Genomic DNA, 23,598 nt, shown 5'->3' with positions numbered 1-23,598 from the left:
GGGTGGTACGGGTTTCCCGTGGGGGCGCCTGATGTTCGGTGGGTGGGGGTCCGGGGTCCCTCCGGGGGTCTCCTCGAACGACGAACGTGCGGGCACCACGTAAGGGCACCCGGGTCTGTGTTCGTCGTTCTGCGGGGACTCCCCTGCACGCCCCCGGACCCGGCCGGTTCTGCGTCTGCGGCCTGGGATTCGCCGACGGGGAGGCGTAGGCGTGGGCCGGCGTTCGTGGCCTCGGGTTCCACCGGGGGTAAGACGCACGACGGCCGGGTGGGGGCGCGCAGGGGAGTCCCCGCAGGAAATGGCGTACGACCCGGGTCCCCTTGCGTACCCGGGTGCACACGCCATTTCTGAGGAGTCTCCCCGGAGGGACACCACCCCCACCCACCGGACACAGGCGCACCCGCACCCCGCCCGGAGGGCTACCGCGTGCCGATCACGACCGTCGCGCACCACTCGTCGGAGGTGATCACGCGCGGGACGAGGCCGCCCGCGCCGACGGTTTCCTCGGCGCGGGCCGCCTGGCGTTCGCTGGTCTCGACGAGGAGGCTGCCGCCGGGGGCGAGCCAGGCGGGCGCCTCCGCCACCACCCGGCGCAGCACGTCGAGGCCGTCGCCGCCTCCGTCGAGGGCGACGAGCGGTTCGTGGTCGCGGGCCTCGGCGGGCAGGAGGGGGACGTCGTCGGTGGGGACGTACGGCACGTTGGCGAGGAGGACGTCGACGCGTCCGCGCAGGGAGCGGGGCAGCGGGGCGAAGAGGTCGCCCTCGTAGACCCGGCCGCGCGGGCCGAGGTTGCGCCGGGCGCACCGCACCGCGGCGGGCTCCACGTCGGAGGCGTGCAGGTCGATGTCGGTCCGCCGGGCGGCGAGGGCCGCGCCGAGGGCGCCCGTACCGCAGCAGAGATCGACCACGACGGCGGAGCGGGGGGCCAGTTCGACGGCCTGGCGGACCAGGAACTCGGTGCGTCGGCGGGGAACGAAGACGCCGGGGTCGACGGCGATCCGCAGTCCGCTGAACTCGGCCCAGCCGAGGACGTGTTCGAGGGGGTGCCCGGCGGCGCGGCGCCGGGTCATCGCGCCGAGTTCGGCGGGGGCGGCGGCGGTGGCGGCCAGGAGGGCGGCCTCTTCCTCGGCGAACACGCAGCCGGCGGAGCGCAGCGTGGTGACGAGGGCGGAGAGGTCGGACGGGGACAGGGTGACCGGCATGGAGAGCGGTGCCTTTCGGAGAACGCCGAGGGGTGCTCCGGGCCGGACACGCTAGGAAGGGCCGACCGCGCGCTCGTGGGAGGGGAGCACCCGCGCTGCTACAGCGGTGATGGGTCCCACCTCCTTCGGTACGCCCCGTGCGGGGACGGTTTCGCCCCGGCTTCCGGGGATGCGAAACACTACCGCAGCCGGGGACCGCGCACGACGCCGTTCAGCGCTTGCGCGGAGTCCAGTCGTTGCCGCCGTCGACGAGGCGGTTGTGGACGGCGATCGACCTGTTGGCCGCCTTGATCTCGCGGATGTCGGCGCTGTACTGGCGTTCGATCTGCTGGCCGTCGAAATTCTCCGTACGGCGGCGGTGCTTGAGCGACACCCGCACGATCAGGAAGACGATCGTGGCGAGCAGAACTCCGAACACGACGAGTACGTCTGTCATCGGCCGACCCCCGTTCACGGCGCGCTCCGACGCGGCGGCCGTACGGCCATTCTCCGTGATCTCGGTCCGGGAGTCCACCGCTCGGGCGCGAGGGAGCCCCTGGCCGGCCAGCGGATAATGGGGCCATGGAGCGCGCTGTGGGACTGCGGGAACGCAAGAAGCAAGCCACCCGGCAAGCCGTGCACGAGGCGGCCTTGAGGCTGACCGTGGAACTGGGCTTCGACCACGTCACGGTGGAGGCCGTCGCGGACGCGGCCGGGATCTCCCGCCGGACGTTCTCCAACTACTTCGCCGGCAAGGAGGACGCACTGCTGCACGGCGAGGAGCAGCAGATCCGCGAGCTGGTGCGGGCGGTGCGCGAGCGGCCCGCGGAGGAGGACGCCTGGACGGCGCTGCGCGCCGCGGTGGCCCGGTTCGCGGAGCGGGTCGCGCCCCCGGAGCGGGAGTGGGCAGTGCGGACGCGGCTGGCGATGGGGCATCCCTCGCTGCTCGCCCGCCAGCTGGCCAATCACGCCGCGATGGAGCGGGATCTCGCGGACGCGGTGGCGGGGCGGGGCAGCGGTACGGGGGCGCCGGTGCGCCCGCTGGTGCTGGCGGCGGCGTTCCTGGCAGCGCTGCGGATCGCGATGCGGCTGTGGATCGAGGAGGACCTGGCCCGGGAGCCGGCCGAGGTGATCGACGAGGTCCTGGAGGAGATGGGCCGGTCCTTCGGCTGAGCGGTCAGGGGCCTGACGGGCTTCCCGTGGGCTCCGTCCCCGGGATCTCGGGGCAGTGGGTCCCGGTGTAGATCGTGGGCATGCAGCGGTTGCAGTGGATGCACCGCGAGCGGGTGGCGGCGTCGCGGCGGATCCGGTGCAGCAGATCGGGTTCGCGCAGCAGGGCGCGGGCCATGGCGACGAACTCGAAGCCCTCGGCCATGGCGCGGTCCATGCCCTCCCGGTCGGTGACCCCGCCGAGCAGGATCAGCGGCAGCCCGAGCGCGGCCCGGAACTGCCGGGCGTCGTCGAGGAGATACAGCGGCCGGTAGGGGTAGGCGCGGAAGAACCGGTCCCCGGAGGCGCGGATGGCGAGCCGCTGGGGCAGCGGGAAGTTCGCGGCGAACTCGCGGACGGGGGCGTCGCCCCGGAAGAGGTACATGGGGTTGAGCAGGGAGCTTCCGGCGGTCAGTTCGAGGGCGTCGACGCTGCCGTCCTCCTCCAGCCAGCGGGCCACCTGAAGGCTCTCCTCCAGGGCGAGCCCGCCGCGTACGCCGTCCTTCATGTTCAGCTTGGCGGTGATGGCCAGCCGGTCGCCCAGCGCCTCGCGCACGGCCCGGGTCACCCGGAGCGCCACGGTGGCGCGGGCGCGCGGGGAACCGCCGAAGGCGTCGGTGCGGCGGTTGAGCCGGGGGCTGAGGAAGGCGCCCGCGAGGTAGTTGTGGCCGAGGTGGATCTCCACCGCGTCGAATCCGGCCTCGGCCGCCAGCAGCGCCGCCTCGGCGTGGGCGCGTACGACCCGGTCGATGTCCTCGGCGGTGGCGGCCCGGTTGCGGCGCATGCTCAGCGGGTTGAACCCGGCCATCGGCGCGAGTGACGCCGCCCCGTTGGACCGCCCGTCGGCCACGGGCCCGGCATGTCCGAGCTGGGCGCAGACCGCGGCCCCGGTCCCGTGCACGGCCTCCGTCAGCCGCCGCAGCCCCGGCAGCGCCTCGGGCCGCATCCACAGCTGCCGCCGCTCCGTGCGCCCCTCGGGCGCCACCGCGCAGTACGCCACCGTCGTCATGGCGACCCCGCCCTCGGCGGGCCGCAGGTGGTAGTCGATCAGCTCCCGCGTCACCAGCGCGTCCGGCGTGGCCCCCTCGAAGGTCGCCGCCTTCAGCACCCGGTTGCGCAGCCGCAGCGGCCCGAGCCGCGCGGGCGCCAGCACATCCGGCACCGCGCGGCGGCCGTTCCCGTCCGACGTGTCCGGTCCGCTCACCATGGCGCGCAGCATGACACGAACCTGACGAATAGTCAGCAGTCGTGCGGCGTGCTCGGCACCGCCGTTGTCAGTGCCGTCTGGCAGGCTCGTCCGTGCACATCACCACCGTGGCCGAGGGGGGCACATGGCCAGGCGCACACGTCAGCAGGCGCGGGGACGGAAGCGGACCGGGGGCGGCGGCAAGGGCGTCGCGATCCACCACGACATGAAGGTGTACGAGAACTTCGAGCGCTCCGCCCAGCGGATCTTCGCGTGCGTGCGGCAGGCGGAGAGGGCGTCGCCGGGGGCCCCGCGCTTCCTGTACATCGACGTCCAGGGCCATCTCAACGAAGCGGGCGGCTTCGACCACGACGCGCACGAGCTGATGCGGGACTTCGCGATGGGCTTCCTGCTCCCCTACCTCACCGAGGTGCACACCCCGCTGCTCGGTGTGCGCAATCCCGAGCCGCAGCGGAACGACATCCCGCACGTCCTGGGGATCGGCCATCCCACCGACGGCTCGCCGTTCGGATACGACGGCAACGCCCTCGGCATCAGACCCCGCGAGACACGGCCGGCCGAGCGCAGGACGCCGCCCACGGTGCGGGCCATCGCCCGCTACCTCGGGATGGAGGAGGAGCCGTGCTGCCTGGTGTGCTGGAGCAGGACCGTGGAGCGCGCGCATGTGGTGCCGAAGGCCCTGGGCGGCTCGATGGACGTCCGCAACTTCGCGCTGCTCTGCCCCGATCACCACGCCGAGGCCCCCGATGTGGCGGACGCCGAGAGTTTCTGGGCCTGGGTGGACTACGCGGAGCTGCGGGACAGCCCGGCCAAGTGGAGCGCGGCGCCCGAGGAGCTCAAGGAGTTCCTGCGCAGGCACCACGTCCGCGTGGACCGGGAGCCCCGTGAGCCGCTGCCGTTCTTCTCGGCGGTGAAGGAGGAGCTGAGATCGCTCTACGGCTGGCAGGAGGACGACCTGCGGACGGCGGACTGGTCGGAGCTGATGGACGAGTTCCACCGGGTGCTGGACACGGCGACCGGGCGGCACTTCTCCATCGAGAAGAAGGTCTCCACCCATGCCTGGGCCTACGACATCGCCCTGCGCCGGATCCGGGGCGAGGGGGACGCGATCGTCCGCGACACCGCCTGACGGATCCGGCGCGCCTCAGTTCTGGTTCACCGGCCACACCGCCGCCGGATCGCAGTGGTCCGGGCAGGCGAGCAGATAGACCTCGTTGCCGAGGAACAGGTTGTACGTATCGGCCCCGACGCTGTACGGCTGCTCGGGAAGGCCCGGGCGGACGCCGAACTCCATGTCCTCGGGGACCTGGCACAGGTACACCAGATCGGCCCCGCAGGCGCAGGTGTGCTCCTCGGGGTCCTGGGCCCATGAGGGGGTCCCGCCGACCTTGAAGGTCTGCTCTCCCCGGCCCCGGGCGCCCGGGGTCTCCGCATACGGGCGGAGGGTGAGCCGCCTGGCCTCCACGGAGGGCTCGCGCTCCTCGGTGGGCCGGGCCGCGCGGCGCTGGAGCAGGACGCGCCAGAAGGGGCCCGGGTAGGGGTCCTGGGGGGCGTCCCAGTAGCGCGGCACGAGGCGTCCGCCCTCGTAGGAGGCGTCGGTGGCCTCGTTGTGGTCGCGGCAGTGGAAGACCAGGAGGTGGTCGCCGCCGAAGTGGGCGATGTCCTCGGGCACGTCGAGCTGGAAGAAGAGCGCCAGCCGCTCGCCGCAGAAGCAGACGGGCCACTCCTGCCCGGGGTCGAGGTAAGGGTGACCGCCGAGGGAGTCGCGGGCCGGCGCGTCCAGCGGTCCGGCCCCGATCTCGATGGTGTGGGCGGGCAGCGCGGCGCGCGTCTGGGATATCTCTGTCTCCGGCATCCGGTCACCCTATGGCCGGAGAGATCTCAGAGGGCGTCGGCCGGTGCGTCCTCGGGGGCGTCCGGGACCACGAGTTCCCAGTCGAGCTGCCAGACGCGCAGGACGCCGTCCGTGGTGCGGGCGAGCGCGAGCCGGGCGTCCGGGGTCATCGACAGGGCGGACAGGCCGGAGGAGCCGGCGTGGGAGTCGAAGGCACGCAGACGGCGGCCCGTGGTCACGTCCCAGGCCAGCACGTGGGTGCCGATGTCGCCGGAGAGGGCGAAGTCGCCCCCGGCCGTGACGGCCAGCTCCCGGCAGGACCGGTCCCGGCCGAACGCGTGGAGCGCCGCGCCGGTGGCGACGTCCCAGACCTGGACGGTGTCGTGGTCCACGCCGATGCCGCCCGCGACGAACAACCGCCGGCCCCCGTCCGCGAATCGCAGCTGGGCCGGGGTCCAGTGCTGGATGTTCCGGTCGGCCCGGGGATCGGTCAGGGTGCGCAGGACGGTGCCGTCGGCGGCGTCGAGCAGGTCCACCCCGTGCCGGTCGGCGACGGCGATCGTGCGGCCGTCGGGTGCGGCCGCGACGATCCTGTACTGCCGGCCCCTCGGCGTCTCCACGCTCCGGTCGACGCGTCCGTCGTGCAGATTCCACCAGCGCACGGCGTGCGGGGCGGCGACGACGGCGTGACGGCCGCCGGGGATCAGACAGGCTCCCACCGGCCGGTGTTCGCCCAGGTAGTCGCGCATCCCGGACGCCAGCGAGCGCAGGCACTCCCCCGTGTCCGTCAGCCACAGGCGCGCCGTCCCGGCGCTGTCGACGGTCAGCAGCCGGCCGTGCTCCTCGCTCAGGTCGACCTCCAGGACATGTCTGGTGTGGCCGGGGAACTCCCGTATCAGGGCCCCGGTGTCGACCGCCCACAACCGCACTGTCTCGTCCCAGCTGCCGGTGACCGCCAGCCGCCCGTCACCGGACAGGATCACGGGCCCGCTCGTGGAACCGGGGTGGGTGAACTCGCGTACGGGCCAGGCCCCCCGCAGGATGCCTCGGCGGACATGGCGGGCGAGGTCGCCCCAGGCGGCCATCACCCGGGGGGCCCGCTCGTACCCGGTCGTGGCCCGCGCGGCTTCGAGCCGGGCGAGCGCGGTGTCGTACCGTCCCGAGGTGCGCGCCTCCTCCGCCTCGCCGAGCAGCGTGTCCACGCGGTCCCCGAGCCGGCTCACCTCCGCGTGGCGGCGCGGCACGCTCAGCCGGGGCGGGGCGGTGTAGCCGCCCGGCAGCGACCAGGCGCGGACCGTCCGGTCGGCGGAGGCGGAGACCAGGGTCCGGCCGCCGTCGGTGAACGCCAGCGCGGTGACGTCGCGCTCATGCCCGCGATAGGTCCGCAGACAGCGCCCGGTCCCGGTCTCCCACAGCCGGACTCCGCCGTGCGCGTGTCCGGCCGAGGCCAGCAGCCGGCCGTCCGGCGAGAAGGCGACGGCCCGGTCCCCCAGAGCGCCGGTGAAGGTCCGCAGCCGGCGTCCGGCCTCCAGGTCCCACAGCGCCAGCGTGCGGAACGTGCCCGTCACGGCCCGGCGGCCGTCCGCCGAGACGTACAGCACGTCCGGCATGGTCGCGTGCCCGCTCAGCTCACGCACGCACCGGCCCGAGGGGACGTCCCAGACATGGGCGGCGAAGTCACCCGCCTCCACGGGGACATGGCCCTTCTCCTTGTCCCCGTGCGTGGCGATCACCCGGTTCCCGTCGGCGGTCACCGCCACTCCCCCGCCGTCCAGATGGCCGGGGAAGGCACCCCGCAGCCGCCCGTTGCGGGTGTCCCAGACCCGGACCGTGCCCCGTCCGTCCACGGCCACGGCGGTACGCCCGTCCGGGGTGAGGCAGACGGAGCGCCGGGCCGGGTCGCGCGGAATCCGGGGCGGCCTGGCCGAGTCCAGGATCCTGGGCTCGCCCCGGAACAGCGGGGTGCCGAGGACCGGCCGGGCCAGGAAGCCCCGGGACAGGTTCCAGAAGCGGACCACCCCGTCGGCGGCCAGCGACAGCGCGTGCCGGCCGTCCGGGGTGAGGGCGACCGCCTCCACCTCGCGGCGGTGCCCCCAGAGCGTCTTCACGCACCGCTCCCCGCGTACGTCCCACAGGCGCAGCGCGCCGTCCGGGCAGCCGGTGAGGGCGATCCGGGCGTCGCGGGCCAGCGCCAGCGGCAGTGCCTCCTGCTTCCAGGGCCGCCGCGACCGGAGTCCGGGGAGCAGGTCCAGCGGGCTAGCCGGCAGCGGCAGTTCCCAAGTCCCGGCGGGTGCGGCGTGAGCGGCCGTCCCGGACCGGGCGGCGTCGAGGGCCGCCTCGCTCTCCCGGTCCTCCGGCCGCGTGCGGGCCGCTTCCTCCAACAGGTCGCGGGCCGCGCGCAGTTCGCCCCGCTCCAACTGCACCTGGGCGAGGAGGCGACGCGTGTCCGCCGTGTCGCCGGTGTCCCGGCGGACGCGTTCGAGCCGCGTGATCACGTCCTCGTCGGTGCGCCGGCCGCGCCGCCAGCGCAGCAACTCGTCGTTGTAGAGGGCCGGTACGTGGCGGGGGTCGGCGTCCAGCGCCGCCGCGAACGCCTCGGCCGCGTCGTCCACGCGGCCGAGGTCGAGCAGCGACAGCGCGCGGTTGTTGAGCTCGTCGGCGCGCAGTTCCGCCGCGACGGGCAGGGGCCGGGGGTACGGCGAACCGGCGCACGTCGCGTAGATGTCGGTCAGCACGTCGGCGACGTCCGCCATCGACGGGGGCCGCCCGGCCGCCTGCGGGCGCAGGCAGCGCCGCAGCAGATGGGCGAGTTCCGGCGGGGCGGTGACCGGGTTGCCGGGGTCGGCCAGGAAGTCGTCCAGCGCGAACGCGGCGATCGACCCGAACTGCCAGCGCACCCCGCCGGTCACCATCTCCAGCACGGAGACCGCGAAGCTGTGCACATCGCTGCGGCGCCCCACCGACTGCCCGGCCAACTGCTCCGGCGAGGCGTACGCGAGCGTCATCCCGCCCGTCGGCACCAGCACGCTGGCCTCCGGCTCCCAGCCGAGCACCCGGTTCCCCGCCGTCGGCACCCCGTACTTCGACCGGGCGAGCCCGAAGTCGGTGATCTTCGCCGTCCCCGCCCGGTCCAGCAGCACGTTGGCCGGCTTCACGTCCTGGTGCACCAGCCCGGCCCGGTGGGCGTGGTCGAGCCCCCGCGCCGTCTGCACCGCGATGTCCAGCACCCGCCGCAACGCCTCGTCCGCGCCCCCCGCGTACAGCCGCCCGTCCCGTATCCAGCCCGCGAGGCTCCCCCCGTCCACGTACTCCGCGAACACCCGGGGCATCCCGTCGATCACCCGCACGTAGTGGCAGGCGCAGACGTTCGGATGCAGCCCGAGCGACACCCAGGTCTCCGCCTCCCTGACGAACGACTCCTCGTCCCCCGGGTCCCGCACGGCCTCCGGCCGCGGACTCTTCACCGCCATGTCGGCACCCCACCCCAGATGCCGCACCCGGTGCACGACCCCCATCCCCCCGCGCCCCAGCTCCCCGAGCACCCGGTACCGGCCCCCGATCGTCGCGCCCAACTCCCAGGAGGTGTGCGCTTCAGATGAGTTCACTGGATCTCCCGGAGGCCGGCACGGCAGCGGAACGGGCGTCAGTATCCGCCGCCGCACGATGGCCTGTCGACGCGGGCCGGCCGGGGACCTACTCCTCCCTGGTGATCCTCGACGGATCCGGGGCGGGGCCTCCAGGCACCTGACCGGGATGGTCGACGATGCCGTACGCCACGCGGGCGGAGGACAGGGTGTGGCCGCGCCCGTCCAGAGGCTCGGTGCGGCTGCCGAGGTAGCCGTACGTGTCCGGGTCCAGGAAGAGGAAGAGGCGCATGCGCCCGGGGATCCGGCCCTCGCCGTCGAGATCGAAGGCGAGGGTGAGCCCCCGCCGGCCGGCCGCGTCGTGCGCGGGCGTGTCCACCAGCCTCGTTCCGGGGACGAGGGCCAGCGCCCGGTAGAGCGCGGCGGCGGTCCGAGGAGGGATGCCCGGCTCGTTCTGCAGGATGAAGAGGATTCTGGCGAACTGGGCCCCGGGAGTGGTCGCTTCGGGAAGTTCCGGCTGGTTGCCGTGCCCGGCGGAGTTGTGGATGAGCGCCGCGTAAGGGTCCGCCTCGAGAGCGTAGAAACGGTCGGTGCTGATGCGTGCGAGGAGCTTGCGGGGGTCGGCCGGCAACAGGGAAAGCGCCTCGCGGGTCTCCCGGGGCCGGTCCCCGATCTTGCCGGGCCGCGTGGACCGGGGGGCGTCGCCGACGAGGACGCTGGGTTCGCCGGTGCTGGTCGCTGGGCCGTAATGCGCGTTTCTGGCTCCGTCGTACCTCTGCCAGGAAAGGCGGTGCTCGCAGCCCTTCGTACAGACGACCTGGTCGGTGTAGACCCATTGGTGAGGGCCGGGCTTCCGCTCCGGCTCCTTCGCGGCGGCGGTCGCGGCCGCGTCGAGGACCTGGGCGACCGTCATGGGACGTGGCGGCCGGGGCGTCGCGCCCGGTCCGTCCGAGGTGACGACGACTGTGGCGGCCACGGCACCGGCCGCGAGACCCGCCAGCAGGGTCCGCCGCACCCCGGGCCGCGCGAGGCCCCGGCGGCGGGCGGTCACCGGTGCGCCGTCCTGTCCGAGCCCCTCCTCGGCCGCGCGCCCGGCCCGTTCCTCTTCCAGGCGTGCCAGTTCGGCACCCAGCCGCTGGGTGAATCCGGTGGGCGTGTTCATCGGGTGACCTCCGCTACGGGGGAGCTGAACGTACTGACCGGGGTGGCGCCTCCGGCCCGCAGCGCGCTACGGGCACGGTGCAGGCGGACGCGGGCGGTCGCCTGGGAGATCCGGAGGACCTTCGCGGCCTCCTTCGTACTCAGACCGTCCACGACCACGAGATCGATCACCGCGCGCAACGGCTCCGACAGCACCGCGTGCCGGGCGATCAGCTCCCGGGCCTCCCGCTCGGCGTCGATGCGCTCCTCGAACCGGAGCACGTCCTGCTCGTCCAGCAGCCGCCGCCCGCTCACCGCGGCCACCGCCTCCCGCTCCCGGGCCGCGTGCCGGGCGTACGAGGCCAGCGTGTTCCGGGCGATCCCGTACAACCACATCAGATGCGTCCCGCGCCCGACGTCGTACCCCTCGAACCCCTCCAGCGCGGCGACGAAGACATCGGCGGTCAGATCCGCCGCCAGATACGGGTCTCCGGTCCGCCGGGTGACGAACCCGAGGACGGCATCGACATGCTCCTCGTAGACCTCACCGAACGGAGTTCCTCTCCGCCCGGGTTCGTGCTCGGGTGCCTGCACGGCGACCTCCTGTGCGCTTCTGCGGTCTGTCACCCGCTTCTTGGCACGGGTCCGATGAACCGTTACTTCGCGCAGGTCAGGGGGTGCGGCGGAGGCGGCCCCCGGACGGCCCCGAGCCGGACACGGCTGCGGGCGGGTCACCCCGTCGACCCGGGTGACCCGCCCGCTTTCGGCTCTCCGTGTGCCGTCCTGCCGCTACAACACCGGCAGCAGGTTCTTCAGCTCGAAGGCGGTGACCTCGGAGCGGTACTCCTCCCACTCCTGCTTCTTGTTGCGGAGGAAGAAGTCGAAGACGTGCTCGCCGAGGGTTTCGGCGACGAGTTCGCTCTTCTCCATGAGGGAGATGGCCTCGCCGAGGTTCTGCGGGAGGGGCTCGATGCCCATCGCGCGGCGTTCGGAGTCGGAGAGGGCCCAGACGTCGTCGTCGGCGCCGGCGGGGAGTTCGTAGCCCTCCTCGATGCCCTTGAGGCCGGCGGCGAGGAGGACGGCGTAGGTGAGGTAGGGGTTGGCGCCGGAGTCGATGGAGCGGACCTCGACGCGGGCGGAGCCGGTCTTGCCGGGCTTGTACATGGGGACGCGGATGAGGGCGGAGCGGTTGTTGTGGCCCCAGCAGATGTAGGAGGGGGCCTCGCCGCCGGCGCCGGCGGCGCGGGTGGAGCCGCCCCAGATGCGCTTGTAGGAGTTGACCCACTGGTTGGTGACGGCGGAGATCTCCGCGGCGTGGCGGAGGAGGCCGGCGATGAAGGAGCGGCCGACCTTGGAGAGCTGGTACTCCGCTCCGGACTCGTAGAACGCGTTGCGGTCGCCCTCGAAGAGGGAGAGGTGGGTGTGCATGCCCGAGCCGGGGTACTCGGAGAACGGCTTGGGCATGAACGTGGCCTGGACGCCCTGCTCCAGCGCGACCTGCTTCATGACCAGGCGGAAGGTCATGATGTTGTCGGCGGTGGAGAGCGCGTCCGCGTACCGCAGGTCGATCTCCTGCTGGCCGGGGGCGCCCTCGTGGTGGCTGAACTCGACCGAGATGCCCATGGATTCGAGCATGGTGATGGCCTGGCGGCGGAAGTCCATGCCGACGTTCTGCGGGGTGTGGTCGAAGTAGCCGGAGCTGTCGGCGGGGGTCGGGCGGCTGCCGTCGACCGGCTTGTCCTTCAGCAGGAAGAACTCGATCTCGGGGTGCGTGTAGAACGTGAAGCCCAGGTCGGACGTCTTGGCCAGGATCCGCTTGAGGACATAACGGGGGTCGGCGAAGGACGGCGAGCCGTCCGGCATCAGGATGTCGCAGAACATGCGCGCCGTACCGGGCGCCTCCGCGCGCCAGGGCAGGATCTGGAAGGTGCCGGGGTCCGGCTTGGCGATCATGTCCGATTCGTATACACGGGCGAAGCCCTCGATGGCCGAACCGTCGAAGCCGATGCCCTCGTCAAACGCCTGTTCCAGCTCGGCAGGGGCCACGGCCACGGACTTGAGGTAACCGAGCACGTCGGTGAACCACAGCCGTACGAACCGGATGTCGCGCTCCTCAAGTGTCCTGAGGACGAATTCCTGCTGCTTGTCCATGAGCCACATCCTTGCAGTTCAGACGGTCTGTGCACCACCGCCCGGGGAAGGGGTGAGGCACCAGTATCACGACCCCGGATTTCCCCCAGATTACGCACCCGGCGTGAGATGGAGCACGTGGCCACCCACTACGATCGTCCGCCGTGGTGTACGAGGGCCGCGACGGCCTCGCAGCGGCCCCGCGCACACCGCCCGCGCGACCGTTCAGCCCCCTCATCGCCCCTTCGCCGAAGGACCATGACATGAGCTTCGACCGCAGGACCCGCATAGAGCAGATGCGCAAGGCAGACCGCGCGCGCGACCGCCGCAACCGCGTGCTGGTCGTCAGCGTCAGCGCCGTCGTCGTCGCGGGGCTCGTCACCTTCGGCGCGTACACCCTGATGGACCGCTCGGAGGCGAAGGCCGACCAGAAGGCCGCCGACGTCAAGGAGTCGAAGCAGGCCGAGGCGGACAAGAAGGAGCTGGCCAAGGGCGAGGTCGAGGGCGAGCAGTCCTGGGACCCGAAGAAGCTGACCCGCAACCACGTCACCGAGACCGTCAGCTACCCGATGAAGCCGCCGGTCGGCGGCGACCACAGTCCGGTCTGGATGAACTGCGACGGCGAGGTGTACAAGAAGGCCATCCCCGACGTGAACGCCGTGCACGCCCTGGAGCACGGTTCGGTCTGGGTGACGTACACCGACAAGGCCCCCGCCGCCGATGTGGACAAGCTCGCGGAGCGCGTCGGGAAGACCCCGTACTCCCTGATGAGCCCCTACCCGGACCAGAAGGGCGCGCTCATGCTCAGCGCCTGGGGCAAGCAGGTCACCGTGGACAGCGCCGACGACCCCCGGGTGGCGACGTTCTTCGCCAAGTACGTGCAGGGCCCGCAGACGCCCGAGCCGGGTGCGGCGTGCACCGGCGGGCTGGGGGCTCCGTGACCGTGAGCGAGGGCACCCGGCGCGTGCGCTGGGTGGCCGGTTCGGCCGTCGCGCTGGCGGTGCTGTTCGCGGGGGCGGCGACGGTCGCCTCCGCGGGCGGCGACGGCGAGGACCATCCGGCGGCCACCGCACCGGCGGTCCCGGCCTCCGGTTCCGCGGACGCCGGGTTCGCCCGGGACATGGCCGTCCACCACCAGCAGGCCGTGGAGATGTCCTTCATCGTCCGCGACCGCACCCGCGACGAGGACGTGCGCCGGTTCGCGTACGACATCGCCAACACCCAGGCCAACCAGCGCGGCATGCTCCTGGGCTGGCTCGACCTGTGGGAGCTGCCGAAGATCTCCGCCGGGCAGGAGCCGATGGCCTGGATGGCGGACCCGTCCCACGACGGCCACGACATGTCCGGGATGCCCGGCATGGACATGGGTGACGGGGGCGGGGACGGGCACGGGGACGGGGACGCGTCGGGCGGCGGGTACGAGGCCCACGACGGCTCCCTCATGCCCGGCATGGCCACCCGCACCGAACTCGACGCCCTCCGGCGGGCCGACGGCAAGCGGGCCGAGGTGCTGTACCTCCAGCTGATGACCGACCACCACAAGGGCGGCATCGCCATGGCCCGGGGCTGCGTCCGGCTCTGCACCGTGAAGGCCGAGAAGCGGCTCGCGCAGGGCATGGTCGACGCCCAGCAGTCCGAACTGGACGCGATGGCCGCCATGCTCACGGAGCGCGGGGCCGCGCCACGCGGCTGAGGAGGCACGGGGCGGCCCGCCCGCACATCTGCGCGCCGCCCCGGTTCCCGCCCCACACCAAATACACCCGAATGGGTGATAGCGGTCGCGTACTCCGAACGGGTCACCGGACGATGGGAGGGCTCGGGGTGTGACGGCTGTGCCTCACGGCACCAGGAGGAATCCCCATGACCACCGCCAAGGACATCATGCACGACGGCGCCACCTGGATCCCGGCGCACGAGACCCTCGACCGCGCCGCGCAGCTCATGCGCGACCACCACGTGGGCGCGCTGCCCATCTCGGAGAACGGCGACCAGGACCGGATGATCGGCATCCTCACGGACCGCGACATCGTGGTCGGGTGCATCGCGAGCGGCCACGATCCGTCGAAGATGACCGCCGGCGACCTCGCCCAGGGCACCCCGCGCTGGATCGACGCGGAGGCCGGGATCGAGGCCGTCCTGGAGGAGATGCAGACCCACCGGATCCGCCGGCTGCCCGTCGTCGAGAACAAGATGCTGATCGGCATGATCAGCGAGGCGGACCTCGCCCAGCATCTGGAGGACGAGCAGATCGCCGCCTGGGCGGAACAGGTCTACGCCCGGGGCTGAGCCGGCCGGAACCGCCCCGCGCCGCCCCCTCTCGCGTACGCACGTATCGCGTCTGCGCCGCGGCCCGTGGCCCCGCACCGCGCGGATGGCGGGTCGTCTCCGCGTCCGCCCCTCGAAGGGCCGGGATACCCGGGAGGGGTAGGGTGGCGCCATGTCGGTGACGAGGCGTGCGACGTACGGACGGCTGCTGCTGTTCGCCGCGCTGCTCCTCGGCATCGTCACCATGCACACCCTGGGGCACCCGGCCGACCACGCCGGAGCCGCGTCCATGACACCGGCCGCCCACGCGATGGCCCCGGCCGCCAGGCCCGGCACTCCCCCGGCCATCCCGCCGGCCGCCGCGCCGGCCCCGTATACGGTCCACGCCATGGCCCCGGCTGCCCCTGTGGCCGCCTCCGCCCCGGCCTCGTATACGGTCCACGGCTCCGCCGCCCGCCACCCGGCCCCCGAGCCCGCGTCCCCGCACGGCATGGATCCGCTGGCCGTCTGTCTCGCGGTGCTCGGGGTCTGGGGGCTGGCCCTGCTCGTCATCCTGCTGGTGACCCGCCGCGCCGCCGGGCGGATGCCCCGGTCCGCCGGGGCCCGTCCGGCCCGGCTGCCCCGGCCGCCTCCGCCGCGGCGGTCCGGCACGGCCCTCCTCACCGATCTGTCGGTTCTGCGCGTATAGGCGGACCACGGCGCACCGCGCCCGTCCGCCCCTTCCGCACACCCCGACACCATCCTTGAGGTGCACTCCGTCATGTCCGCACAGCCCACCCGCCGTGCCGTGCTCGGCGCGGCGATCGCCGTCGCCGGTTCCGGCGTCCTGACCGCCTGCTCCGACTCCGGCGCCGGCCCCGACCACTCCTCCATGAACCACGGCGCCCCGTCGGGGACCGCCGCCCCGGACGGCTATGTCGCCCCGGACGGCCCCGAGGTCGCCGCCGCCGAGAAGCGCCGGGGCGCCGGCCCCGAGCGCGCGGTCGCGCTGACCGCCGCCACCGCCCGGCTCGACCTGGGCGGCGGTCGCACCGTCCGCTCCTGGGCGTACGGGGACCGGCTCCCCGGCAAGGAGGTCCGGGTCACCGCGGGCGACACCCTCGCGCTGACCCTCGCCAACCATCTGCCGCAGGCCACCTCGCTGCACTGGCACGGCCTCGCCCTGCGCAACGACATGGACGGGGTGCCGGGGCTGACCCAGCGGGCCGTCGCCCCCGGCGCGCGGTTCACGTACCGGTTCGCGGTGCCGCACCCCGGGACGTACTGGTTCCATCCGCACTCCGGCGTCCAGCAGGACCGGGGGCTGTACGCACCCCTGATCGTCGAGGACCCGAAGGAACCCCTGGCCTACGACAAGGAGTGGGTCGTCGTGCTCGACGACTGGGTCGACGGGGTGGACGGGTCCACGCCGGACGCGGTGCTCCGGGAACTCACCGGGGGCGGCGGGCACGGCGGGCACTCCATGGACGGCGGCATGGAGGGAACGGAAGGGATGGAGGGGATGTCCGGGAGCGGGGAGAGCCCTTCCCCGGACGGCGGAAAGGGGGCCGGCCCCTCCCGCATGCTCATGGGGGCCATCAGCGAGCTGCTGGGCGGGGACGCCGGGGACGTCGGCTATCCGGCCTATCTGGTCAACGGGCGCACCGCCGAGGACCCGGCCGTCCTCACCGCCCGGCCGGGCGACCGGATCCGGCTGCGGATCATCAACGCGGGCGGCGACACCGCCTTCCGGCTCGCGCTCGGCGGCCACCGGATGACGGTGACGCACACCGACGGCTTCCCGGTCCGGCACACGACGGCGGACGCGCTGCTGCTCGGGATGGGCGAGCGGTACGACGTGCTGGTGACCGCCGGGGACGGGGTGTTCCCGCTGACCGCGCTGGCCGAGGGCAAGAACGCCGTGGCGCGGGCACTGCTGCGGACCGGGGGCGGCGCGGCGCCCGGCGCCTCCGTACGGCCGAAGGAGCTGGACGGGGAGCTGGCGGTGACGGAGCGGCTGGTGCCGGAGGAGGCGGCGGCGCTCCCGGCGCGGCGGCCGGACCGGACGGTGCGGCTGCGGCTGACCGGTTCGATGGCGGCGTACGACTGGGCGTTCGACGGCCGGCCGTACCGGGCGGACCAGCGGCATCCGGTGCGGGCCGGGGAGCGGGTCCGGATGGTGGTGCGCAACGACACGGAGATGTGGCACCCGGTGCATCTGCACGGGCACACCTTCGCGCTGGCGGGCGGCGCGAAGGGGGCGCGCAAGGACACCGCGGTCGTGCTCCCCGGGCGTTCGCTGACCGTCGACTTCGACGCGGACAATCCGGGGCTGTGGATGCTCCACTGCCACAACGTCTACCACGCGGAGGCGGGGATGATGACGGTCCTCGGCTACCGCCGCTGACGGCCGGTCCGCCCCGAGGTCCCGGCGGGCCGCGGCGCCTTTCCCGTGGCCCGCCAGGACATCGCGTCAGTCAGACGATTACACTGGGCGGCGTGCCTCAACTACGCCTCGCACTGAATCAGATCGACTCGACCGTCGGCGACCTCGCCGGCAACAGCGAGTCGATCGTCCACTGGACCCGGCACGCCGCCGAGCAGGGCGCCCACCTCGTGGCGTTCCCCGAGATGGCGCTGACCGGCTACCCCGTCGAGGACCTGGCCCTGCGGTCGTCCTTCGTCGAGGCGTCGCGGAGCGCGCTGCGCGCGCTGGCCGCGCGGCTGGACGCGGAGGGCTTCGGCGAGCTGCCGGTCGTCGTCGGCTATCTCGACCGCTCGGAGTCGGCGGCGCCCCGCTACGGGCAGCCCGCCGGCTCCCCGCGCAACGCCGCCGCGGTGCTGCACCGGGGCGGGATCGCGCTGAACTTCGCCAAGCACCACCTGCCCAACTACGGCGTCTTCGACGAGTTCCGGTACTTCGTGCCGGGCGACTCGATGCCGGTGGTGCGGGTGCACGGCATCGATGTGGCGCTCGCCATCTGCGAGGACCTCTGGCAGGACGGCGGCCGGGTGCCGGCCGCGCGGGCCGCCGGGGCCGGGCTGCTGCTGTCGATCAACGCCTCGCCGTACGAGCGGGACAAGGACGACACCCGGCTCGAACTGGTCCGCAAGCGGGCCCAGGAGGCCGGCTGCACCACGGCGTACCTCGCGATGATCGGCGGCCAGGACGAGCTGGTCTTCGACGGCGACTCGATCGTCGTCGACCGGGACGGCGAGGTGATCGCCCGCGCCCCCCAGTTCTCCGAGGGCAGCGTGATCCTGGACCTGGAGCTGCCGGCCGCCGCGGCCGAGGCGCCGTCCGGTGTGGTGAACGACGGGCTGCGGATCGACCACGTGGTCCTCTCCGAGGAGCCGCTGCCGGCCTATGAGCCCGAGCTGACCGGCGGGTACGCGGAGCGGCTCGACGACGACGAGGAGCTGTACTCGGCGCTTGTCGTGGGCCTGCGGGCGTACGCCGCGAAGAACGGCTTCGGCAGTGTGCTGATCGGGCTGTCCGGGGGCATCGACTCGGCGCTGGTCGCCGCGATCGCCTGCGACGCGCTGGGCGCGGCCAACGTGTACGGCATCTCGATGCCGTCGAAGTACTCCTCGGACCACTCCAAGGGCGACGCGGCCGAGCTGGCGCGGCGGACCGGGCTGAACTTCCGGACCGTGCCGATCGAGCCGATGTTCGACGCCTATATGGGGTCGTTGGGTCTCACCGGTCTCGCGGAGGAGAACCTCCAGTCCCGGCTGCGCGGCACGATGCTGATGGCCGTCTCCAACCAGGAGGGCCAGATCGTCCTGGCGCCGGGCAACAAGTCGGAGCTGGCGGTCGGGTACTCGACGCTGTACGGCGACTCGGTCGGCGCGTACGGGCCGATCAAGGACGTCTACAAGTCGTCGATCTTCCGGCTGGCGAAGTGGCGCAACCGGGCCGCCGAGGAGCGCGGGCAGACCCCGCCGATCCCGGAGGCGTCCATCACCAAGCCGCCCAGCGCGGAGCTGCGTCCCGGGCAGGTCGACACGGACTCGCTGCCCGACTACGACGTCCTGGACCGGATCCTGGAGCTGTACGTCGACCGGGACCAGGGGCGCGACGCGATCGTGGCGGCCGGGTTCGATCCGGCGCTGGTGGCGAAGACGCTGCGGATGGTGGACACCGCCGAGTACAAGCGGCGGCAGTACCCGCCGGGGACGAAGATCTCCCCGAAGGGTTTCGGCAAGGACCGCCGGCTGCCGATCACCAACCGGTGGCGCGAGTCCGGCTGAGGCCGGGCGCCCCTCCGCCCGCGCCGGTCGCCGCCCCCGTCAGAGCCTGACGCGGGCGGCGATCGGCAGATGGTCGCTGTCGGTGGCCGGGAGGGTCCAGGAGGAGACGGGCTCGATGCCCTTGACCATGATCTGGTCGATGCGCGCCATCGGGAACGAGGCGGGCCAGCTGAAACCGAAGCCGCTGCCGGCCGCGCCCTGGGTGGAGCGCATCTGGGAGGTCACGGCGGTGAGCGATCGGTCGTTCATGGTGCCGTTGAGGTCGCCGAGCAGGACGACGCGTTCCAGCGGCTCGTGGGAGATCGCCTTGCCGAGGGCGTCGGCGCTCTGGTCGCGCTGGTCGGCGGTGAAGCCGGCGTGCAGTTTGACCCGGACCGACGGCAGGTGCGCGACGTAGACGGCGACCTGGCCCTCGGGGGCGGTGACGGTGGTCCGCATGGCGCGGACCCAGCCCATCTTGATGTCCACGGGGCGGGTGTCGTGGAGGGGGTATTTGCTCCACAGTCCGACGGTGCCCTGGACGGAGTGGTACGGGAAGCGGGCGCGGAGCGCCGACTCGTACGCCGCGACCTTGCCGCCGGGCAGTTCCTGGAGGGCGACGACGTCCGCGCCCGAACCGGCGACCTGCTGGGCGGTGCCGGCCGGGTCGGGGTTGTCCGCGTTGACGTTGTGGGTGGCGACGGTGAGGTCGCCGCCGCCGCCCTGCTTGTCGGTGAGCAGTCCGCCGAAGAGGTTGAACCAGACGGCGACGGGGAGCAGCAGGGCGATCAGCGCGGTCGCGGAGCGGCGGACCAGGCCCAGGACCAGCAGCACCGGGACGAAGACCGCGCACCAGGGCAGGAAGGTCTCGGTGAGGCTGCCCAGGTTGCCGATGGTGTTGGGGATCTGGGCGTGGAGCAGCATCACCAGGGTCAGCAGGACCGAGCAGCCGGCGAGGACGATGCCCCGGCGCCAGATGCCCGGGTTCCGGGTGATTCTGTCGCGCAGGTCCCGGAGGCGGGATCCGGAGCCGTGCGGCTCCGTGCCGTCGCTCCCGGTGTCCGTCCTGTACGCCTGCACCATTGCGCCGTCCTCACTGCCTTGCCCTGAACATCGCCGCGACCACGACCCTAGTGCCTCGGCGTGCCTCGGCCGCCGAGCCCTCGGTGCTGCGCGGCGCTTTCGCCGCCGTCGACGACGGCCGTACGGGGACGAGGACGACCGGGGCCCGCCGGCGGGTTCCGGGGGGCGGCCGCCGGGGCGCGCTTGTGACAGAACGCGCATACGTGTCCGGCCCCGGCGGGTCAGCCCCGGCCCGCTCCGTTCCGGTCCGCCGCTTCGGGGCCGAGGCCCTGGAGGAGCAGGCGGATGATCCGGTCGGCGAGGTCCTCGGGGAGGGGGGCGTCGGGGCGGTGGATGGTGCGGACGAGCATGGGGCCGAGGAAGAGGTCGTCCATCAGCTCCACGTCCGTGTCGTCGCGCAGTTCGCCGGCCGCGACGGCCCGGCCGACGGCGGCGAGCATCGCGGCCCGGCGGGGCGCGATGACGGTGCCCTGGTATTCGGTCCAGAGCTTGGGGTGGGACTTCATCTGCGCGAAGACGTTGTGCAGGAAGACCGAGGAGCGCCGGGCGAGGCCGCTGGTGCGCATGGATTCCAGGAGGATGCGCAGATCGGCCAGGCCGCGCGTGCCGGACACCACCGGTTCGGGGGGTTCGATGTCGCGCAGGACGTCGACGAAGAGGGCCTCCTTGTCCGCCCAGCGGCGGTAGATGGTGGCCTTGCCGACGCCGGCGGTACGGGCGATGCGCTCGATGGAGAGTCCGGCGAGGGGTTCACCGGCTTCGAGGAGGGCGGTGACCGCGTCCAGGATGGAGCGTTCGGCGGCGGCGCTGCGCGGGCGGCCCCGGCGGGGCTCCTGCTCCTCGCCCGGTGGCTGCTCGGGGCCCCCGGCGGGGGCCGGGGGGCCGTCGTCGCCGGGGGTCGGCCGGTCCTGCCCGCCGGGGGGCGGGCCGCCCGGGTCCGCTGCCTGAGCCTGCACGTGAAACCACCTTTCGCCGCCCCGATTCTCGCCGAAGCGGGCGGCACCCGTGGCAGGACGGGTGCCGCCGCTCCCTCACCGTCCCGCGCCCGCGGGCACGGCCTTCTCGTCCCGGGCGGCCGGGCCGCCGCCGCCGTCGGAGGGCTTCCCCGGCAGGAACAGGGCGACCACGAGGGCGCCGAGCGCGGCGACGCCGGCCGAGCAGAAGGCGGTGATGTGCATGGCGCTCATGAAGGCGTCGTTGGCGGCGGTGACCAGCGGGGCGCCGGCCGGTCCCATCTTCTCCGCGACGCCGAGGGTGGCCTCGATGGACTCGCCCGCCACGTCCCGTACGGCGGCCGGGACCGCACCGAGGTGGTCCTCGATGTCGCCCCGGTAGACGGTGGAGAGCACCGAGCCGAGGACGGCGATGCCGAGGGCGCCGCCGACCTGGCGGAAGGTGTTGTTGACGGCGGAGCCGGAGCCGGCCTTCTCGCGGGGCAGGGCCTGCATGACGGCGACGGTGACGGGCGGCATGACGTGGGCCATGCCGGTGCCCTGGACGAAGAAGACCACGCACATCACCCAGACCGGGGTGTCGGCGTCGAACAGTGCGAAGGCCGCGAGCCCGGCGGCGACCGCCAGCATGCCGGCGGTGCACACGGCGCGGGCCCCGAAGCGGGCGACGACGTGCCGGGCGCGGGGGGCGAAGACCATCTGGGCCACGGCCAGCGGCAGGATGAGCAGCCCGGACTGGAGGGCGCTCCAGCCGCGCACGCTCTGCATGTAGAAGGCGGAGAAGAAGGTCACGCCCATCAGCGCGAAGAAGACCAGCGCGATCGCGGCGACGGCGGCGGAGAACGCGGGCTTGCGGAAGTACGTGATGTCGATGGCGGGGCTGCTGCTGCGCTTCTCGTGCAGGACGAAGACCACGAGGACCGCGAGGCCGCCGAGGACCGGCAGGAGCACGGAGACATCGGTGAAGTCGGCGAGTTCGCCGCCCCGGATGATGCCGTAGACCAGCAGCACCAGGCCGATGACGGAGAGCACCACGCCGACCGGGTCGAGCCGTCCGGGGCGGGGGTCCCTGGACTCGGGGACGAGCACCACCATGGCGATCACCGCGATGACCACGACGGGCACGTTGACCAGGAAGATCGAGCCCCACCAGAAGTGTTCGAGGAGCAGTCCGCCGGTGATCGGGCCGATCGCGATGCCGAGGCCGACGCTGCCGGCCCAGATGCCGATGGCCTTGGGCTGCTCGTCGCGCTCGAAGACGTTCATCAGGACGGCCAGGGTGGCCGGCATGACGAAGGCGGCGCCGAAGCCCATCACCGCGCGCCAGGTGATCAGCTCGGCGGGCGAGCCGGACATCGCGGCGAGGGCCGAACCGGCGCCGAACAGCACGATCCCGAGGAGCAGGATCTTCTTGCGGCCGATGCGGTCGCCGAGCAGTCCGGCGGTGAACAGCAGTCCGGCGAAGACGAGCGTGTAGGAGTTGATGGCCCACTCCAGCTCGCTCTGGGTGGCTCCCAGACCGGTGGGCGCGGGCGAGGCGATCGTCTTGACCGCGACGTTCAGGATCGAGTTGTCCAGCACCACGATGAGCAGGCTGAACATGAGTACGGCGAGAATCGCCCAGCGGCGGCGGTGGACCGCCTCGGGGACGTGGGGCACGGCGGCGGGTGCGCCGGACGGTATGGACATGGGCGAAAGCCTAACGTCATTTCGATACGAGACCGTCTCGTATTGGAAAGTCTTTACCGGTCTCCTGGCACGGAGTGCCGTTCCGTGCGCGGGCCCACTTCCCGGGAGCCGTCCGGGGATGCCACCATGGAAGGGATCCGGGGACGCCGTCAGGGCGCCTCGAGATGACGAAGGAGCCGTACGCCATGTCGCTTCAGGCTGCGCAGAACCAGTCCGCCACACCCCCCTCCGGTGCCCCCGCCGACAGCAGCAAGGCGCTGTACGGCGGCAAGAGCAACCGCCGGGTCACCGTCCACGACATCGCCGCCGCCACCGCGCGGGGCGAGAAGTGGCCCATGCTCACCGCCTACGACGCCATGACCGCGTCCGTCTTCGACGAGGCCGGCATCCCGGTCATGCTCGTCGGGGACTCGATGGGCAACTGTCACCTCGGCTACGACACCACCGTGCCCGTCACGATGGACGAGATCGCCATCCTGTCCGCCGCCGTCGTCCGGGGCACCAAGCGCGCCCTGATCGTCGCCGACCTGCCCTTCGGCGCGTACCAGGAGAGCCCGGTCCAGGCCCTGCGCAACGCCACCCGGCTGATCAAGGAGTCCGGGGTCGGCGCCGTCAAGCTGGAGGGCGGCGAGCGCAGCCACGAGCAGATCAAGCTGCTGGTGGACGCCGGAATCCCGGTCATGGCGCACATCGGCCTGACCCCGCAGTCCGTCAACGCCATGGGCTACCGGGTGCAGGGACGCGGCGAGGAGGCCGCCCAGCAGATGCTGCGCGACGCCAAGGCCGTCCAGGACGCCGGCGCGTTCGCCGTCGTCCTGGAGCTCGTACCGGCCGAGCTGGCCGCCGAGGTCACCCGCACCCTGCACATCCCGACCGTCGGCATCGGCGCCGGTCCGGACACCGACGCCCAGGTCCTCGTCTACACCGACATGGTCGGTCTGACCGGCGGCAAGGTGCCGCGCTTCACCAAGCAGTACGCCGACCTGCGGCAGATCCTCGGCGACGCCGCGAAGGCGTACGCGGACGAGGTCGTCGGCGGCACGTTCCCCGCGCCGGAGCACACCTTCCACTGATCCGGCCGGGCCGACCGGCCCGAGGACCACTGCCGCAC

General features: G+C 73.0%; 20 protein-coding genes. 9 read left to right on the top strand and 11 right to left on the bottom strand.

From position 1 onward, the window contains the following. Positions 1-419: 419 nt before the first annotated feature. Positions 420-1,202: a putative protein N(5)-glutamine methyltransferase gene (locus ACWCXC_RS03895; RefSeq protein WP_450886459.1), complete on the bottom strand. Its 783-nt coding sequence runs from the start codon at positions 1,200-1,202 to the stop codon at positions 420-422. Positions 1,203-1,413: 211 nt separating this feature from the next. Continuing rightward, entirely contained in the window at positions 1,414-1,638 is a 225-nt protein-coding gene (locus ACWCXC_RS03890) for a hypothetical protein (RefSeq protein WP_450886457.1), read from the bottom strand. A gap of 125 nt (positions 1,639-1,763) precedes the next feature. Between ACWCXC_RS03890 and ACWCXC_RS03885 the strand changes: the two genes are divergently transcribed. Then, entirely contained in the window at positions 1,764-2,354 is a 591-nt protein-coding gene (locus ACWCXC_RS03885; RefSeq protein ID WP_450886455.1) for an acyl-CoA-like ligand-binding transcription factor, read from the top strand. A gap of 4 nt (positions 2,355-2,358) precedes the next feature. On the opposite strand, the gene ACWCXC_RS03880 is transcribed toward ACWCXC_RS03885, so the two are convergent. After that, the gene (locus ACWCXC_RS03880) at positions 2,359-3,597 is read right to left on the bottom strand and encodes an NADH:flavin oxidoreductase (RefSeq protein ID WP_450886453.1); all 1,239 of its coding nucleotides are present in this window, start codon (positions 3,595-3,597) and stop codon (positions 2,359-2,361) included. 124 nt (positions 3,598-3,721) lie between these two features. On the opposite strand from ACWCXC_RS03880, the gene ACWCXC_RS03875 reads away from it, so the two are divergent. Next, positions 3,722-4,726 (top strand): HNH endonuclease signature motif containing protein, encoded by a 1,005-nt coding sequence (locus tag ACWCXC_RS03875; protein WP_450684166.1) that lies wholly within the window; start codon positions 3,722-3,724, stop codon positions 4,724-4,726. Between the two features lie 15 nt (positions 4,727-4,741). Here the strand turns inward: ACWCXC_RS03875 and ACWCXC_RS03870 are convergent, their stop codons facing one another. From ACWCXC_RS03870 to glnA, 5 genes are all read right to left on the bottom strand, one after another. Continuing rightward, a complete protein-coding gene (locus ACWCXC_RS03870; RefSeq protein WP_450886451.1) occupies positions 4,742-5,452 on the bottom strand; it encodes a hypothetical protein in 711 nt (236 codons plus the stop codon). Positions 5,453-5,478: 26 nt separating this feature from the next. Next, on the bottom strand, positions 5,479-9,036 hold the full coding sequence (locus ACWCXC_RS03865) for a WD40 repeat domain-containing serine/threonine protein kinase (protein ID WP_450886449.1): 3,558 nt from the start codon (positions 9,034-9,036) through the stop codon (positions 5,479-5,481). An 88-nt stretch (positions 9,037-9,124) separates the two neighbouring features. Further along, positions 9,125-10,177 carry a CU044_5270 family protein gene (locus tag ACWCXC_RS03860; RefSeq protein ID WP_450684163.1) on the bottom strand — a complete coding sequence of 351 codons (1,053 nt, stop codon included), beginning with the start codon at positions 10,175-10,177 and terminating at the stop codon, positions 9,125-9,127. Continuing rightward, positions 10,174-10,749, bottom strand: coding sequence for an RNA polymerase sigma factor (locus ACWCXC_RS03855; protein ID WP_450886447.1), 576 nt, complete (start codon positions 10,747-10,749; stop codon positions 10,174-10,176). The genes ACWCXC_RS03860 and ACWCXC_RS03855 overlap by 4 nt, the downstream gene beginning before the upstream one ends. A 195-nt stretch (positions 10,750-10,944) precedes the next feature. Beyond that, on the bottom strand, positions 10,945-12,306 hold the full coding sequence (gene glnA, locus ACWCXC_RS03850; RefSeq protein WP_383632377.1) for a type I glutamate--ammonia ligase: 1,362 nt from the start codon (positions 12,304-12,306) through the stop codon (positions 10,945-10,947). Between the two features lie 242 nt (positions 12,307-12,548). Here glnA and ACWCXC_RS03845 point away from each other — a divergent pair, with 242 nt between their 5' ends. The 6 genes from ACWCXC_RS03845 to ACWCXC_RS03820 all read left to right on the top strand — a co-directional run bounded on the left by ACWCXC_RS03845 (position 12,549) and on the right by ACWCXC_RS03820 (position 18,783). Next, positions 12,549-13,226 (top strand): DUF3105 domain-containing protein, encoded by a 678-nt coding sequence (locus ACWCXC_RS03845; protein WP_450886445.1) that lies wholly within the window; start codon positions 12,549-12,551, stop codon positions 13,224-13,226. A 2-nt stretch (positions 13,227-13,228) separates the two neighbouring features. Continuing rightward, positions 13,229-13,978 (top strand): DUF305 domain-containing protein, encoded by a 750-nt coding sequence (locus ACWCXC_RS03840; RefSeq protein WP_450886668.1) that lies wholly within the window; start codon positions 13,229-13,231, stop codon positions 13,976-13,978. A gap of 167 nt (positions 13,979-14,145) precedes the next feature. Continuing rightward, complete coding sequence (locus ACWCXC_RS03835) at positions 14,146-14,571, top strand: CBS domain-containing protein (protein WP_450684159.1); 426 nt, start codon at positions 14,146-14,148, stop codon at positions 14,569-14,571. 151 nt (positions 14,572-14,722) lie between these two features. Beyond that, entirely contained in the window at positions 14,723-15,238 is a 516-nt protein-coding gene (locus tag ACWCXC_RS03830) for a hypothetical protein (protein WP_450684158.1), read from the top strand. A gap of 72 nt (positions 15,239-15,310) precedes the next feature. Continuing rightward, positions 15,311-16,936, top strand: a complete 1,626-nt coding sequence (locus ACWCXC_RS03825; RefSeq protein ID WP_450886442.1) for a multicopper oxidase family protein — start codon at positions 15,311-15,313, stop codon at positions 16,934-16,936. A 92-nt stretch (positions 16,937-17,028) separates the two neighbouring features. Then, positions 17,029-18,783: an NAD+ synthase gene (locus ACWCXC_RS03820; RefSeq protein ID WP_450886440.1), complete on the top strand. Its 1,755-nt coding sequence runs from the start codon at positions 17,029-17,031 to the stop codon at positions 18,781-18,783. 39 nt (positions 18,784-18,822) lie between these two features. Here ACWCXC_RS03820 and ACWCXC_RS03815 read toward each other — a convergent pair whose 3' ends face one another. From ACWCXC_RS03815 to ACWCXC_RS03805, 3 genes are all read right to left on the bottom strand, one after another. Further along, positions 18,823-19,845: an endonuclease/exonuclease/phosphatase family protein gene (locus ACWCXC_RS03815; protein ID WP_450684155.1), complete on the bottom strand. Its 1,023-nt coding sequence runs from the start codon at positions 19,843-19,845 to the stop codon at positions 18,823-18,825. A gap of 221 nt (positions 19,846-20,066) precedes the next feature. Next, positions 20,067-20,801 (bottom strand): TetR/AcrR family transcriptional regulator, encoded by a 735-nt coding sequence (locus ACWCXC_RS03810; protein ID WP_450684154.1) that lies wholly within the window; start codon positions 20,799-20,801, stop codon positions 20,067-20,069. A 75-nt stretch (positions 20,802-20,876) separates the two neighbouring features. Then, positions 20,877-22,487: an MFS transporter gene (locus ACWCXC_RS03805; RefSeq protein WP_450684153.1), complete on the bottom strand. Its 1,611-nt coding sequence runs from the start codon at positions 22,485-22,487 to the stop codon at positions 20,877-20,879. A gap of 185 nt (positions 22,488-22,672) precedes the next feature. On the opposite strand from ACWCXC_RS03805, the gene panB reads away from it, so the two are divergent. After that, the gene (panB, locus tag ACWCXC_RS03800; RefSeq protein WP_450684152.1) at positions 22,673-23,560 is read left to right on the top strand and encodes a 3-methyl-2-oxobutanoate hydroxymethyltransferase; all 888 of its coding nucleotides are present in this window, start codon (positions 22,673-22,675) and stop codon (positions 23,558-23,560) included. Positions 23,561-23,598 lie beyond the last annotated feature (38 nt).

The sequence above is a fragment of the Streptomyces sp. NPDC001515 genome (assembly GCF_053597115.1).
This window is presented reverse-complemented; position numbering and strand designations above follow the sequence as displayed.